13 protein-coding genes are annotated in these 15,243 nt (G+C 70.3%); 6 read left to right on the top strand and 7 right to left on the bottom strand.

The annotated features are described in order from the left end of the window. Positions 1-31: 31 nt before the first annotated feature. Positions 32-517: a GNAT family N-acetyltransferase gene (locus tag ACIRL2_RS45245; protein ID WP_402240565.1), complete on the bottom strand. Its 486-nt coding sequence runs from the start codon at positions 515-517 to the stop codon at positions 32-34. A gap of 780 nt (positions 518-1,297) precedes the next feature. On the opposite strand from ACIRL2_RS45245, the gene ACIRL2_RS45250 reads away from it, so the two are divergent. Both ACIRL2_RS45250 and ACIRL2_RS45255 read left to right on the top strand, forming a co-directional pair. Beyond that, positions 1,298-2,170 carry a hypothetical protein gene (locus ACIRL2_RS45250; protein WP_402240567.1) on the top strand — a complete coding sequence of 291 codons (873 nt, stop codon included), beginning with the start codon at positions 1,298-1,300 and terminating at the stop codon, positions 2,168-2,170. 195 nt (positions 2,171-2,365) lie between these two features. Continuing rightward, a complete protein-coding gene (locus ACIRL2_RS45255) occupies positions 2,366-2,785 on the top strand; it encodes a hypothetical protein (RefSeq protein ID WP_402240570.1) in 420 nt (139 codons plus the stop codon). A 106-nt stretch (positions 2,786-2,891) separates the two neighbouring features. Here ACIRL2_RS45255 and ACIRL2_RS45260 read toward each other — a convergent pair whose 3' ends face one another. The 4 genes from ACIRL2_RS45260 to ACIRL2_RS45275 all read right to left on the bottom strand — a co-directional run bounded on the left by ACIRL2_RS45260 (position 2,892) and on the right by ACIRL2_RS45275 (position 7,456). After that, positions 2,892-4,433, bottom strand: a complete 1,542-nt coding sequence (locus ACIRL2_RS45260; protein WP_402240572.1) for a hypothetical protein — start codon at positions 4,431-4,433, stop codon at positions 2,892-2,894. A gap of 200 nt (positions 4,434-4,633) precedes the next feature. Next, positions 4,634-5,779 (bottom strand): hypothetical protein, encoded by a 1,146-nt coding sequence (locus tag ACIRL2_RS45265; protein ID WP_402240574.1) that lies wholly within the window; start codon positions 5,777-5,779, stop codon positions 4,634-4,636. Beyond that, a complete protein-coding gene (locus tag ACIRL2_RS45270; RefSeq protein ID WP_402240577.1) occupies positions 5,776-6,780 on the bottom strand; it encodes a hypothetical protein in 1,005 nt (334 codons plus the stop codon). The genes ACIRL2_RS45265 and ACIRL2_RS45270 overlap by 4 nt, the downstream gene beginning before the upstream one ends. Before the next feature lie 172 nt (positions 6,781-6,952). Continuing rightward, complete coding sequence (locus ACIRL2_RS45275) at positions 6,953-7,456, bottom strand: DUF4265 domain-containing protein (RefSeq protein WP_395872913.1); 504 nt, start codon at positions 7,454-7,456, stop codon at positions 6,953-6,955. Positions 7,457-8,084: 628 nt separating this feature from the next. Between ACIRL2_RS45275 and ACIRL2_RS45280 the strand changes: the two genes are divergently transcribed. After that, a complete protein-coding gene (locus ACIRL2_RS45280; RefSeq protein WP_402240616.1) occupies positions 8,085-8,594 on the top strand; it encodes a hypothetical protein in 510 nt (169 codons plus the stop codon). Positions 8,595-8,939: 345 nt separating this feature from the next. On the opposite strand, the gene ACIRL2_RS45285 is transcribed toward ACIRL2_RS45280, so the two are convergent. Further along, positions 8,940-9,362, bottom strand: coding sequence for a hypothetical protein (locus ACIRL2_RS45285; RefSeq protein WP_402240579.1), 423 nt, complete (start codon positions 9,360-9,362; stop codon positions 8,940-8,942). Positions 9,363-10,423: 1,061 nt separating this feature from the next. Between ACIRL2_RS45285 and ACIRL2_RS45290 the strand changes: the two genes are divergently transcribed. The 3 genes from ACIRL2_RS45290 to ACIRL2_RS45300 all read left to right on the top strand — a co-directional run bounded on the left by ACIRL2_RS45290 (position 10,424) and on the right by ACIRL2_RS45300 (position 14,375). Next, positions 10,424-10,690, top strand: coding sequence for a hypothetical protein (locus tag ACIRL2_RS45290; RefSeq protein ID WP_402240581.1), 267 nt, complete (start codon positions 10,424-10,426; stop codon positions 10,688-10,690). 861 nt (positions 10,691-11,551) lie between these two features. Then, positions 11,552-12,865, top strand: a complete 1,314-nt coding sequence (locus ACIRL2_RS45295) for a hypothetical protein (RefSeq protein ID WP_402240582.1) — start codon at positions 11,552-11,554, stop codon at positions 12,863-12,865. A 1,330-nt stretch (positions 12,866-14,195) separates the two neighbouring features. Then, entirely contained in the window at positions 14,196-14,375 is a 180-nt protein-coding gene (locus tag ACIRL2_RS45300) for a hypothetical protein (RefSeq protein ID WP_402240585.1), read from the top strand. Between the two features lie 349 nt (positions 14,376-14,724). Here the strand turns inward: ACIRL2_RS45300 and ACIRL2_RS45305 are convergent, their stop codons facing one another. Continuing rightward, a complete protein-coding gene (locus ACIRL2_RS45305; RefSeq protein WP_402240587.1) occupies positions 14,725-15,174 on the bottom strand; it encodes a hypothetical protein in 450 nt (149 codons plus the stop codon). Between the last annotated feature and the right edge of the window lie 69 nt (positions 15,175-15,243).

Genomic DNA, 15,243 nt, shown 5'->3' on the forward strand with positions numbered 1-15,243 from the left:
TACCCTGCACGCGCAGCCTCGGGTCCGCTCCTCAGCGAGGCGGGGCCGAAAGCGGGCGGGCGCCCACCGCGCGGAACAGGGGCTTGGTCATCGCCGCGTCGACGGCAGGGTCGCGGTCTTGGGAGTACGAATCCCAGGGGGTGTAGCCGACGTCCGCGAGAGCGCCGATGTCGGGGTTGCCCGTCTCCACGATCAGGCGTCGTGCTCCGGCCTCGGTGGCGGTGCGCTCCAGCGTGCCGAGCAGGTGACGGCCGTGGCCCCTGCTCCGATGTTCCGAGTCGATGTACAGGTGGGTGATCTGCGCCGTCCTGCCCGGCAGGGTGCGCCAACCGCCACAACCGATCGGCACCGTTCCGTGATAGACGAGGACGAACAGGCCCGCGGGCGGTTCGTAGTCGCGGGGTTCGATGGTCTCGGGGTGGTCGGCGAACCCCCGAAGGTCCATCTCCTTGGCGTACAGGGCATGCACGAGGGCCTGTGCGTCGGGATGGGTGATCGAGCGGGGCACCAGACGCACGCCCGCCGGGTGGCTCGGGCCGGCGACACCGAAGGGCCCGTCGCCCCGGGATGCGCCCAGGACGACCCCACCTTTGGCGCGATGCGCAAAACCGATCACGGACCCCATCCTCCCCGGTCGACCCGTGGTGCGGTCATTCTGCGGGAGCGGCTCCCCCGATGAACAGCGATCGAAACGAACGCGACACGATCGAAACGTCCACGGCGCCGGCGCGCCCGTCGCACGGGCCCGGCTGTGCGCCTCGCCTTCCGAACCGCCCGGGACTGCGCCCGCGGCTGCCGCACCCCCGTGCCGCCGGGAAACCGGCGGAGGAATGACTCCCGATCCATCCGCAGCAGTATCACGGATCACTCGACCTCAACGTCGCAGCGCCCGCCCGCCCGGCAAACCAACTCCCCCACCGTGAACAGCAGTCGAGCACCCTGTGGCGTCCTACGCCGCCGGCGCTCTCCCCGGCTTGCTCGGTGGGCTCGTCCGATACCGCCCGGTCACGGACGCGGGGCCGCCTTCGGCAATGCCCTCCAAGCCCGTAATCACGACCTCGCGCCGGACCGCCTGCGGGGGTACCCGCCCGGGTTACCGGTCGCCACCGCCCACAGGCGTTCACCGTCCGGGTCGTCGCAAAGCGCCCGATCCGTCGGCCGAGTAGGTTCGAGACCGGCACCGAAGCCGGCACCGGCTTCGCAACCGGACAATACGCCTGGTTCGAGGCCGCCGCTGCCGGGACCATCGGCGGCCGGGATGTACCCCACTCGGTGGGACCAACGTGGAGGAATTCGCGTGGAGTTGACGGTCGTGACACAAAACCTCAAGCTCGGTGCCCTGCGGTCCGCTGACGGGGATCCGCAGGGTCGGTGGCCGTTGTTGGTGGAGCGGATCCTGGCCGCGGCCGAACGGGTCGATGTCGTCATGCTCTGCGAGGTCGTGGACTGGCACCGGTACGGGCACAAGCAGTTGGTGCGAGCGTTGTGCGACCTCGGGTTGGACGCGGCGCCGCTCGCTCCCTCCCGCAGCGGCATCGGCACCGCACTGTTGTTCCGCCGCGAGACCATGGGGCATTGGGTGCGCCACAACCCGGACTTCGCGTCCGAGACGCTGCACGGGTTCGCGGTGACCTCCTTCGACGTCGGGCTGCCGGCGCCGCTGAGTTTCGTTCCCGTGCACCTCACGCCGTTCGACGCGGACGCCGCTCTCAGCGAGGCCAATCTCGTGGCCAGTCGCGCCCACAAGTACGGTCCGTTCGCCGTCGTCAGCGGCGACTGCAACTATCCCCCGGCCTCCGCCCGGAACCCCTTGCCGGATCATGCGGCGATGCGGGCGTACAACGCCGGATCCCGAACACTCCTGCCGGCCGGGGACGTCACACCCGGCACGGCGCCGGAGCCGGATCGTCGCGTGGCCCGCAAGCTGGCGCAGAACGGGCTTGTCGACGTAGCCTGGCACCTGTTCGAGCAAACGGGTGACCACCGCCTGCTCGCGCGGACGGGGACGGACGACAGAATCGACCAGGCGTGGGTGAGCAGCCCCCTGGCAGGGGCCGTGTCGAACTACCGCCTGCTGGACCGTCCCGAAGGCGCCTCGGACCACCACGGGCTGGTGTTCCGGATCGACACCGACAACGTCGACACGACCGATCCGTGGGCCCGCCGCTGATCTCCCCCTGTCCAGACCCGAGGGCCCGACGCCCGTGCGGCCGCCCCGGGTTCGGCGCTTCGCCGGCGAGATGGACCACGCCCGTTCGTCCCGGAAATCCGAGAGAGGAAACGTGTGATCGATCGGTATGGAAGACCTCGGAGCCCGCGTCGTTCCCGACGCCGCCTGCCCGGGGAAGGAGCAGCCGTCCGGCGGATGCTGTTCGAGGCGTACGAAGCGTTGGAGGCTTGGGGAATTGACCATGCGGACATCTACGCGGGCGTGTGGAAGGACCTGCCGACCGAGGAGGACCCGGACGTGACCTCGGCGGTCGTCCTGGGCCTGACCAACCGCCACACCGAGACACAGCGGGAGGTCGCGGCGCTCGTCGCGGACCCGAACCGCCTTCGGATCGCAGCCTGTCGCTTCACCCTCGCCCGGCTGAACGCCATCGAACGGGCCGTCCGGGAGGCATACGGAAACGCCACCTTCGGTACGTACGTCGACGTCATGGCAAACCACGTCGAGGTGATCCTGGGCCCCGAACACCGCGCCCTCGGCGACGAGATCGCCGCCCGGTTCGAGGCGCACACGGTCTCGCCCAGCTACGGCGGCCCCGGATGGCTCGCGATCTGAAATTCATCGGGCGGTGAGGGCAGAATCGCCGACGTCCCGGTCGGCCTGGGCCCCCCTCCCGACGCGCCGTGCGACGGTGCGCCCCCGTACGGCAGGACCTGCACGATCATCCGGCTTCCGAAGGCCCCTGCTCGCCGTCGCCGTCGGAATCGACGTCCTTGATCGGGAAGAGCGACGCGCCGTCCGGTGCGAGGGCCTCGGCGGCCGCCGACCGGCCCGGCGACGTCGCGGCGATGACGATCTGAGCTTGTGCGATCGGAGTTGCCTTGCCGGCGGGGCGCGGCCGGGGGCTGGGGGCCGGGATCGGCGGTGCGTGGTCCATGCCAGGGGGCCGCCGTGCGGTGGAGGGAGCGAGGGGAGGCGTGGTCGACGGGCGGGTCCGGGGCGGGGCGGCCGGGGCCTTCGGGTCGGGCGCCGGAGCGGCGGGCGATGCTTCCGCGGCCGGGGTCGGTTCGCCCGACGCGGTGTCGTCGGGCGCGTCCCGGGTGAACAGGTGCAAGGGAAACGGCGGCGGGAGCGACTCGGCCGGCGCCGGTGGTACGACACCGAGCCCGGGCCAGGTGTAGCGGACCTCGTCCAGGAAGTCCCGGTGGTCGGTGCCGTGGGCCGACGCGACGGCGTACAGGGCGTCGAGGGCGGCCTGCAGCGAGTCCGACTCCGCGGCACCGAGCAACGCCGGCAGGGCAAAGGCCTGTTGGAACGCGTTGTGGGTGGTGCCGTCCGGGAGGGTGATCGTGATAAGTGGAGCATTCGGGTCCTCGAACAGGCGCCGCCACGCCGCGCCCGGTTCGTCGAACGGCGCGGGCAGCGGCAGGCCCGCGTCCAGGGCCGCCAACGCCGGGGCGATCCAGTCGACGTCGGTCAGCCCCGCCAGGGCGCAGGCGCGGTGCGCCGCCCAGCGGGCGATCTCGCGTTGCGTCCCGTCGTCGACCCGCGCGATCGCGTGGACCAGGTGCACATCCAGCATGCGCATTCCGTGCACGTTCCCGCCCACGCTCCGCAGCCGCTCGGTCGGCAACCGGCCCGCCCACATGCGGAGTTCGTGCTTTCGGACGGTTTCCGCGCGTGCGCGGGCCTCTTCGGCGCGGGCCGCGCGTGCTGCCGCGGCCCGCTCGCCGGGCGTCGGCGGCGCCGGCAGGTCCCGAGCGATCTTGTGCCAGTAGGCCGCCTGGTCGCTGGTCTGGCGCACCACGCGGTCCGGTTCCGCGGGTGCGGGCCAGAACTGCAGGAGGTAGCGGTCGACCGGCGGTTCGCCGTCGAACACCACGCCGTGGGCGTTGGCCTCGTCCATCCCCACCGCGCAGTAGCGCACGCGATGGTCGACCGGGTCGAGTTCGAACTCGCACGCGATTCCGCCCTCCCACTGCGTGAGCCACACGGTGCGGGTCTGTGGGGTGAACGGTGCCTCGACCACGTCCTCCCACCGCCCGTCCACTACGGGTGCGGTGTCGTGGACCTCGATGGTCAGCCCCACGCAGCCGGTGTGCATGCCGGTGGTCAGCGACAGATACCCCTCCACGGCGGCGCCGCACAGGCCGTTGACCTGTCCCGCCCGGGGGTCGTCCCGGATCGGCACGCAGTTGGCGCGGCTGTCGACGTACATCTGCATGTACTCCACGTGCACGGAACCCTCGAACACCGTCCGCACGAACACTCCCCCGAAACGTCACCGGCCCCGCGTCCTCGACCCGGGCGGCCAGGCGTCATGCTGCCGCACGGCACAGACAACACGAACCCGGGAACGTCCACCCACAGCCGACGAGTTCGCGACTGTGGGGTGTACGACACCGCGGATCCGGCGGAGAACACCCGATCACGACGCCGCCGACAACAGCGGACCGTCCCGCTTCACCGCGTGTCCACGCTCTTCGACGGATCGTTCGACACGCCGGCCTCGCGCGCCAGGACGTCACGGCACATGCGCTGGAGTTCCTCGTCGTCGGCGAGGTTGGCGTAGCGGCCGCTGCGGCGGGGCAGCGCGAGTTCCGCCCGGATGCGGGGCAGGGCCGGAGCGGCTGCCGATCCCATCCGGTTCAGGCAGGTCAGGACGAGGTTCGAGGTCGCGTCGTTTCTCTCCCAGGCGGCCAGCAGGGCAGGTAGGACGAGGTCGGCCTCGGTCTCGCCTGCGATGTCCCACAGCGCCGCCGCGGCGTGGACGCGGGTCCACTCGTGCCCGTCTCGCGACATGGCTCGCAGACGCGGCAGTACGGCTCGGGCGGGCGGGCCGATCCGGCCGAGGACGTCGATCGTCGCGTGGTTTCGTTCGCTGTCGATCAGCTTCTCCAGTCGGGGCACGACGTCGGCCGGGTCGCGTTCGAGCGCCCACAGGGCGGCCGTCGCGGCCGCGCGCACGTTCACGTCCGCTGCGTCGGCCAGGGGACGAACCACCCCCAGGGCCGGTGCGGCAGCGGTGCCGAAGGACGCGAGCGCGTCCACGGCCGAGGCGGCGGTGTTCCACCGCTCATGGCGAACCGCGGCACCGGCGAACGCGGTGATCGCATCGACGGCCGCCGGGTCGCCCAGCTCGGCCAGAGCGTGGACGGCGGCGCCCGCGCTCGTGGCCGACCGTTGCCGCGCGAGGTCGATGTCGACGAGGCGGCGGGACAGCCGCGGCACCAGTTCGTCGGCGACCGCGCGCAGATGTCCGGCGACCTGTTCGGCGCGCCAGGCGTCCACGTCGTCGTCCAGAGCCGTCAGCAGCGAGGGCACCGCTCGTACGTCCCCCAGGCGTGCGAGTGCCATGACGGCTTCCTGATGGGCGCGGCGCAGCAGTGGGTGCGGATGCGCCCAGGCGGCGGGACCGTGGGTGGTGCGTTGTGCGGTGACGTATGCGGCGAGGGCTTCGCGGGCGGGTTCGGCGACCGGTGCCAGGGCTGCGAGGGTCTCGGCAGCTGCGGCGGCGGTGTACGCGTCGTGGGGCAGCAGGCAGTTCGCGAGCAGCAGGACGAGTTCGCGGTGGTCGCCTCGCCAGGACACGATCAGTTCCCGGGTCATGCGGATCGCGTCGTGCGGGTGGCGGGATCCGGGCTGCGGAGTTGTTCGGTGAGCAGGGTCGTGCGTTCGCGAACGCGCGCGTCGAGGACATCATGGAAGGTGCGCAGCAGGGTTGTGGTGGGCGCGTGAACGCGATTGTGCCGTTCGAGGTCGGCGAACACGGCGGCGATCTGCGGTGGGACGTCCTCGGCCGTCGGGGTGGTGGCGTCGGTGGTGCACGCGCACGTTCCGGAACGGCCTTGGCATCCCTGGTCGTCGGGGCCGGGACGCGGTGCGGGGGTGAGTTCGCGCAGGAGGTTCATCGCCGTGGGCACGACGGTGTCGCCGATGTCCGCAGGGGCGCAGCGGGCTCGGTGGACGAGGGCCGCGAGGCGGATGTCGGGGTCTGCGGTCGTGTCGTCCGCGAGGGTGTCGAGCCATGCCATGGCGGGGGTTCGCGCGAGCGGCAGTCGCAGCGCGAGGTCGGCCGTGGTCCCTATGATCCGCAGTCGTTCCTCGATCCCGCTCTCGGCGGGCAACCGTTCCCGCAGGATCGTGAGTGCCCGGTCGGTGTCGTCCAGAAAGAGGCCGAGTGCCTCGATCGCCGCGCCCCGTACCCGGACATCGGGGTCCGTGGCGTAGGCGACGAAGGCGTCGGCGCGTTCGCGCATCAGCGCGGCGCTGTCGGCGGTCGCCGTCGACAGGGTGCCGTCGGGGGCGATGTAGACGGTGTCGCCGCGGTCGACGGCGGCGCGGCCGATGCTGAGGAGCAGTGCGACGATCGAGGCGCGGTCGGGCGTCGCGGGATCGTCGGCCATGTCGAACAGGAACGGAAGGCTCGCCGCGGTACACGGGTACACGTCGCCCTGATGATGGGCCGCGCCGTAGAAGTCGTCCAGTGCCCTCCCGCGAATCTCGGCGTCCGGCGAGGTCATTGCCCGCAACCACACCGGGACGTCGTCGGCGGGGCCGTACGCGTGGCCCATAGACGACCAGGCGATGCCGTCCAAGTCGTTGATCATGCGCGGCACCATGCCGCAGGGCACCGACACCGCCCCCACACCCGGACGAACCACGCGGCGTATTCGCGCGGGGACGCGGCGAGTGTCGAATGTCGGTCCTACGGTGTGTGCATGGGCTCCGGGGACTGTATCGCGCGACCGTGTGAGGCTCGTGAGGCTGAGAAGGAGGCCGTCAGCTGCCCCCGGCTCCCCCCGCAGCGGCAGCCCTCCAAGCGGAAGTGACACACCCTTCTTCCCAGTGCCACCACTCCTTGGCCGCCCCGTGCTCCAATAGCTTCCGAATGCGCGGGATGTCCGCCTCCGGCGGGACGTCCAAGGCGACCATACGGAACTGCTCGATGCCCTCGCCCGTCGTGCCGAGCCGGTGGAACGTCTCCAGCACGGTTTGCCGGGCGGCGGCCGATCCCCCGTCCTTCAGCACGATCAAGCGGATGGTGCAGTTATCCGACGAGCGGACCGTTTCCCCGGCCCAGCGCAGCCCGTCCTCCTCGATCCCCACCTTGACGATGTCGCCGCTGGCAATCCCGCGCACGAACCACGGGGTGTTGTCGAGTCGCACTGTCCCATCGCCCAGGTCCACTGCCCACAGGCTCTCGACACTCGCTGGAGGCCAACCGTCATCGTCCACGTCCATACGGAAGTGGACCTTCACGTGATCTTCGCTGATGTCCGTCACCGCGCCATCATCCTCGCGGGCCGAAACACGGCAGTCGCCGGACCGCCGCAGGTGGCGTCACCGCCTCAACGAGCTGCTCACGATCCGACTGCCCGTTCGGTGTCTCGGGCGGCAGCAAAGAAACAGCCCGTATGTCAGGCCCCGCATCCACGAACACTGACACGCACGTTCGGCGCTTACGGGCCCAAGGTTCCGCGCACCCGCCCACTTTGTCGACGGGCGGGCAGGTCCAGCACCTCATCAGCGGCTGGAACCACGGCACGCCGCCCTAGCCCTACATCGCGGTGATCGACGAGTCGGCCCCGACACGTGAGAAGGGGCGGTTCGGGGCGGACCGTCCGAAGCGCCGGCTCGCTCCGCATTCCGATCCGCGTCGGTTCGAGACGGCCCGGGAGATGCACCGCCTGAGACGGGAAGAACACCTGAAGGGCGGGGACATCATCGCGATTCTGGCGGCAGAGCCCGACCTTTAACCGATCCAGGGCGGCCGGTGGACGTAGGGCCTGGTGGAGGGCCTGCTTGCGAACCCGACTCTGTGGAATCCGAGTCGTCAAACGAGACTCTCCGGGCCTGATCATAAATGAATGGCTGTGTCCCTGAAAGTTCTGGAGAATCCGGGGTTGTGAGTATGGGCATCTCCGGCTTCGAGCCAACCTTCCTCGTCGGACTCGAAGCCGTCCGCGAGAATCACCGACCACGGTTGGCGGAGCTGGGCGGGCGGCGCCTGACCGGGTTCGCGCTGGTGCGCTTTGTTGAGGACGGGGAGTGGTTCGCTGAATGCCCGGTGGTGTTGGACTTTGAGGGCGTGCGAGTCGAGATCTGCCACTGGAAGTTCGATGAGCTGTCGATCGGCTGGAACACCATCGACACCACCGCGGCGATCACCGGCTGGGAGTGGTCAGAGTTCACGCCTGTATGGTCCAGCGCCGACGAACGGCTCGAGCCGTTCGTCGGCCAGGAACTCCGCGAAGCTTCCCTGCTCGAATGGCGTCCGTCAGGACAGGACCTGGCCGATGGCACCATCGCTGTGGAGTTCGCCTTCGATGCGGATCGCTTCCGCATCGGCAACGGCCTCGACGAGAACACCATCGAAGTGGGGGATCCGTATCCAGACTTCGTGAGGCATCGGCTGGGCTGATGCGGGTCGGCTGATCACGTTGGCTTCCGATTGCTCTCGACGACCGGCAGCACGGTTGCCGGGCCGGGACGCGCATGCCTCACCAGCTCCTCGCGCACATCCAGCCACCGCCGTATTGCGGCCCGGGTCGACGCGGACAACGGCAGCACCTCGACGACCGCGGGGGTCACCGAACGCGCCCGGGGGACGGCGGACGACCCGAACCGTACCCGCGTCCTCGTCCAGGTCGTCCAGGCGCAGCGTGCACAACTCGCCCACCCTGGCCCCCGTCTCCAGGACGACGCCGATCAGTGCGAACAGCCGGACCCGGCCCGCGTCGGCCGCCGGGACGGTCGGCGTGCGCGGTCAGCCAGGTCCGGGGCAGCGAGCGTTGGCGGCGCCCACCGGCGCCTTGAGGTCGGAAATCTGCGGGCGTTCGGGCAGGACGGCCGGGACCGATCCGGCGCGGGCCAGGATCCCGAGGCAGTCGAAGCGGATGCGCACGCTCGCGGCGGTGGAGGCGCCGTTGCCCGCCACCGCGCGGGCGCGAAGTCGGCCCTTTCGCGCAAGGTCCAGGGATCGGCGCACCGGTTCGGCCGACAGCAGCCTCGCGAGCGACGCGCGGGCCTCGGTCGGGCAGTCGTCCAGGGCCAAGGCGCGCCGCATCGCCCGCGACCCCCCGGTGTACGTGCCCCGCGCCCACGACCTGGTGCTGCGCGAGGAGGTCGACCGTGCGGTCGGCGGGGAGAACGTGATGGTCACGTTGGTGGCCGGGTCCTCCACCGGCAAGACCCGCGCCTGCTGGGAGGCGCTCCGGGCTGTGCCGGACGGGTGGCGGTTGTGGCATCCCCTCGCCCCCGGACGGCCTGAGGCCGCCTTGGCCGAGCTGTCGGCCGTCGGGCCGCGCACGGTCGTGTGGTTGAACGAGGCCCAGTTCTATCTGGGAGCTGTCGGGGTCGGCGAACGTGTCGCAGCCGAGGTGCGTGAACTGTTACGCGACCGGTCCCGCGGCCCGGTGCTGGTGCTGGCGACGCTGTGGCCCGACCCCCATTGGACGACCCTGACTGCCATCCCCGCGGCTGGGAAGCCGGATCCGCACGCCCAGGCCCGGGCCCTGCTGACGGGCACCGATCTGCGGGTTCCGGAGGTGTTCACCGGTACCGACCTGGACGCCGTCCGAGCACGCGCCGTGGAGGATCCGCGGTTGGCAAACGCCCTGGCGGCCGGTGACGACGGGTGGGTCACGCAGTATCTGGCGGGGGCGCTCGCGCTGCTCAAACGCCTCGAGTGGGCGCCGGCCGCCGCCCGGGCGGTACTCGAAGCGGCGATGGACGCCCGACGCCTCGGCCACGGACCCGTCCTGCGACAGGCGTTCCTCGAGGACGCCGCCGACGCCTACCTCACCGACCACGAATCCGACACCCTCGACGACGACTGGTTCGAACAAGCCCTCGCCCACACCAGATCGCACCCCTGCCCCGCATCCGACCCCGCAGACGCACCCGCGACGCCACCAGCGACGGACCCACCCACCACCTCGCCGACTACCTCGAACAACACGCACGGCGCACCCGCAGCACCTCGTGCCCTGATACCTCGTTCTGAATCGCCGCCCACGACCACGCCCGCACCACCGACGACACTGTCAACCTCGCAGAAGCCGCAGTCGACAGCTCCGGCTCCGCCATGCCGAACGCCTGTACCGCAAAGCGGCGAACACGTGCGATACACGCGCTCTCGTAGGACTGGCCCGGCTGCTGGGGGCTGCGGGGGACCTGGAAGGCGCCGAACGCCTCTACCACCAAGCCTCCGACGCCGGAAACCTCGACGCGCTAGGAATCCTGGCCTGGATGCGAGGGAAGGTGGGGGACCACGAAGGCGCCGAACGCCTCTACCGCCAAGCCGCCGACACCGAAGACACCGGCGTACTGACACGCCTGGGCAGGCTGCTGGAGGGAGCGGGGGACCGGGAGGGCGCCCAACGCCTGTACCGCCGAGTCGCCGACGCCGGACACGCCTACGCGCTGGAGGACGTGGGGGGTCGCAACAGCATCGAACGTGTCTTGCTCCGTCGTGGTCTCGACGCCGACGACGACCTTCCACCCTTCGAGGAATGAACCGGCATCAGGCGGCAGCGGGGGCTTGGATTGAGTCACTCTGACGTCATGCGGTTGGGATCCGGCGATTCGAACGCTCACGCGCGAACGTCATCACAGGCACTTGCTTTCGAAGCGGGATGGTTCGCCTCTGCACGGCCCTATGGAAGGATCGAGTCGTGAACAGAGGATTATCGAAGACCGCAGCCATTGTTGTCATGACGGTTGTTTTGGGAGGGTGTGCGGCATCGAATCCGGATACCGTCTGCACCGCCGACAAGTCGCCCTCCCTGATGTTCGACATCGCTCCCGACGTCGCCGATCGCGTCACCGACATCTCCATACGCCTCTGCCGGGCGGGATCGTGCGAGGAACCGTCCGTGACGCTGCTGCCCGCCCGGGAAGGGTCCGGTCGAGTCGGTCGGGTCCTCGACTCGGCCCTGACGGCGGAGCCCGTGGAGACGACGGTGCAGGTGAGTACCTCGACGACTGGCGATCCCGTGGCCTCACGGCTCACGATCACGCCCCGAACGAGCCGCCGCGGTGGGAACTGCGGAGTCGACTACACCGCACAACTCCGTGTCGCCGGCGACGGGAGCGTCACCCAGTCCTGAGTGTGATCAGGAGCGGAAAGGGAACGGCCGGACCCTGCCGTCTTCCTGTTCGAGGCGATTTCGTCGCGGGTCACTCCCAGTAGTCGATATGGCCGGAAAGCTCCTGTCGCCATCATTATCCATCCGGTTGGATCGAGCAGTCGGGAAAGAGCCGCTCTCTTTCGAGGCGGCCGCGAACCCGATAATTCCGCCGATCGAATCCCATGGAAAAATGGTGAATCATGGATCGACGTTTTCTAAAAGTCACTTACGGGGCATTCCACTGCTCGTGTCCGCGGCTCTGGTGCTCGGCCTCACGGCCGGGATTCCGACCGCATCCGCGACGGACGGGCCCGGTGCATCGAACCCGACCCCATCGAATCAACTCCGAGACACCCCGCAGGATCGGCTCATCCTTAGGAACTCGGCCGTCCTGAGCCGCATCGCCGATCAGCTGATCAACGCGCCGGAGGATCGCCGGAAGGACGTCCCGGGCTTCGCGGGGATCGTCCTGGACGCAGAGCAGGGCAAGATATCCGTCTACTGGAAGGGGGAGGCCCCCGCCAGGATCGGTCGGATCCTTGACGCCGCGCCGCGCGGCATCACGGGTCGGATCCTGCCGGCGCCGTACTCCAAGCATGAACTGAGCGTCGCCCGCGACGCGTTCTTCGCCCGGGAGGACACCCGCGACCCGGCGTCCCTGGCCGCACGAGGTCTGCGGGCGGGGTCCGTCACCGCCCTCTCGGACGGGACCGGACTCGACGTGGCCTACGACATCGAGGCCGCACCGCTGCAACCGGGCCTCGCTACGGACACCGCCGAACCACCCGCCGCGGAGTCCGACATCGGCCGGCGAATGACGGCCGACCTCAAGGTTCCCGTGATCCTGCATCGCCGACCCGCCCCCGTGCCCGCGGCAACGCGACAGAACGACGCCTCCCCGTGGAAGGGCGGTGCCGCTCTGTACACCCCCACCAAGAAGTTCTGCTCCCCGGGGTTCGGCGCGTATTCCGGAGCCGGGTCATTCCTCATCACGGCGAACCACTGCGGCGCGCAGGGCCTCTCCAGTGACTGGGCCGAAGAACCCATCGGCGACGTCTGGGGCGCTCGCCCGTCGATGGACGCGGCCGTGATCAAGATCGCCAACGGATATTCCGTCGAGTACTACTACGACGGCCCCTGGGACACCCAGTGGGGCAAGATCGTGGACGGATCCGCCACCAACTGGACCGGCGACTACATCTGCGGCTCCGGGGCCATGTCCGGCATCCGATGCAACGTGAAGATCATCAACGATGACACCACGTGCGACATCAACACCGGCGTCCGGGTATCTCCCTGCGTGCAGGCGAAGCGAGTCTTCCCGGCGGACATTGCCCTCGCCTTGGGCGACAGCGGCGGCCCCATCGTCGCGTCGTCGGACGGAACGTACGGACCGAAAATGACGGCCCGCGGGATCATCAGCGCCTCGTGCGGGACCTGGGTGGTCTGCCCGCCGGAGGGCGACGGCGTCGCGGGCCCGACGGAATGCTTCGAGGGCGTCTCGTACGTACCGATCCGGACGATCCTGAACAACTTCGGCATCAGCCTGCGCACCGGATAGGCAAACCACCCGGCAGAATCCGGGCGACTCCCTCTTCGGAAAGGGCGCGGTCCGACGGCCGGACGGGGGTGAGCGGGAGTCGGACCGCGCGAGTGCCGACCACGGGGAAGCCGGCAGCACCGGACGACTACCCGAGTCACGACCGGCAATGCACCTGGGCCCGTGCGTGATCGTTCGGGCGCGGCGACGGCAGCGTCGCGAACCGCGATCGAAGGAGCGTGGTCCGGTTCAGCAGGGAACCTGGGGGGCGGCGGCAGTCGGGGACGATCCGTGTGTTGCCGGCCACTTCGATGAGGGTGGTGGCTGCTCGTCCCGGTCACCGAGCGGGTTCGGGAGATCGTCGTGCTCCCAGGCCGGGGGGCGATCAAGTAGATGCCGGCGCGGCGGCGTTCGCGGCTGCGCGGTCCGTCGAAGTCGTCCACCTCCGGGCCGGCGCGGTGTTCGAGCGGGCCGATCGGCAGGTGGGCCTTGAGCGCGGACAGGTAGGCGGCGTTCATGTCCAGCGCGACGACCTCGTGATCCCCGGTGGGCAGGTGCCTGTTGCGCCAGTTGGGGCGGGCCTCCCACACCGCGTCCGACTCCTTCTTGCTGCGCTTGCGCAACAACTCCGGCAACGGCGGATACCACGTGTGCTCGTACCGCGAACCCGCCCGGGAGAGCCTGAGGAGTTCCATCACGTCCGGGATCGCCCGGCGGGCCAACGCCTCGCTCGCAGCGGTGATGTCGCCTTCGGCGGCCGCGAGTTCCTCGGCGACCGCGCCGGCGATCGCCCCGGGCAGGGGGTCCTCGTCGGTGTCCACCACAACCCTGCGCACCGGCTTCGACGCGGCCTGGGCCTTCAACGCGGTCGACGCCGGGCGGGCGGTTCCCCGTGCGGGCGCGGTCGACGTGCGGGGGGGGGTCGCCGGTGAGCCGGCGCGGGCCGGTCCTGTCGGGTCTCGGCTCGTTCGCGAGGAGCGGGGATGGGGGCTCGGCGGTATAGGCGGGCGCCGCGCCCGCGGGCCCGGCAGGGCCAGTCCCGTTCGAGGCGGTCGACGCCGGTGGGAGGTCGGTGAAGCGGACGTGTGCCAGGTCGGCGTGCAGGGCCGCCTGGGCGATTGGGCCCAGGTCGCGTTCGGCGACGATCGCGAACGCCTGCTCGCCTTCGCGGGTCAGATGGATCACCGTGTCGGCCTGGGCGAACGCCGCGCCGACCTCGAGCGGTTCGTCCGCACTCGTCTCCCACACGGCCACCACCGGCACGTCCAGATCCGCCGCCAACCGGCGCAACGCGGCCACACCATGGCGGACATCGGGACCGGCAAGGCCGGTCGTGCCGGGGAGGAGCTGGTTGAGCGGGTCCACGGTGACCAGGCGCAGGCCCGCGATGTCGGCGGCGGTCTCGCGGAGCAAGTCCAGGGTGAGGTTCGGCGCCGTCGTCCAGGAGCAGTCCCCCGGCGGCCAGGCGGAGACGCGGCCGTTTCTGCGCCGGCCCTCGCGATTCCGGCCCGACGGGTGGACCATCGCCTGACACAGGGCCGCCAACGAGGTACGACCGCGCCTCGAATGCGGCGGCACCCTCGAGGAGCCTGCCCCCGGATACGCCGTCGGCGACGACATCGGAGCCCGGACGCAGCGACCCCGGGGTGCGGCCGTGGGGGCCAAGCTGAAGCCCGGACAATACGAGCAACTCGACGAACTCGGTATCGAATCCGAACCCGGCTCAGCGGCGGCCGATATCACGGGCCCGAAAGGACGCGGTCTGCTACCAAGTTGCGACAGCGGACGGCGTTGCCACCACACCTTCGGCCGTTCGGCGCGGATCGAAGGCCGGCCCTCGGCGCCGAGCGGCGGGCCCCGACGAGGTCGTCGTCGAGGGCCTACCAAGCCGGGCGGGGATCGCGGAATTCCTCCGGGGTCTGCTCGGGCAGGTCCGCGCCCAGGTCGGTCCGCAGCAGCATCCCCGGGGCGGGCTCGAACCGCTCGTCGGGCGGCGCGGGTCGGTGAAACCGCTCCGTGCGCTCGATGGCGACCTCCACGAGCCTGCCGTCCCGGAACATCCACAACCCGAAACAGTCGTCGTCCTGGTCGCGGAGCAGCACCTGCACCGTTCCCGGATACGGCCACGGCAGCGACTCCAGATGCCTGAGCAGGCCGTGGCGGGCCCGGACCTTGTCGAACTCCAGGGCCCACCCGAAGTCGAAGCCCCACTGGCCCGAGATCGGCACGAAATGGCCATGCCAGGTGCGTTCGGTGTCCTGCCGGGTCAGCGGCTCCATGACCTCGTCCGCATGGCGGGCCAGCACGATGACCTCGGCGTCTCTACTCATGCAGGAGTATCACCGCATCCGCACGACCTGCCGCAACCACATTCTCCGACCGGAGAACACACCGCGGCG

The organism is Embleya sp. NPDC127516, from assembly GCF_044765325.1.
GTDB lineage: Bacteria > Actinomycetota > Actinomycetes > Streptomycetales > Streptomycetaceae > Embleya.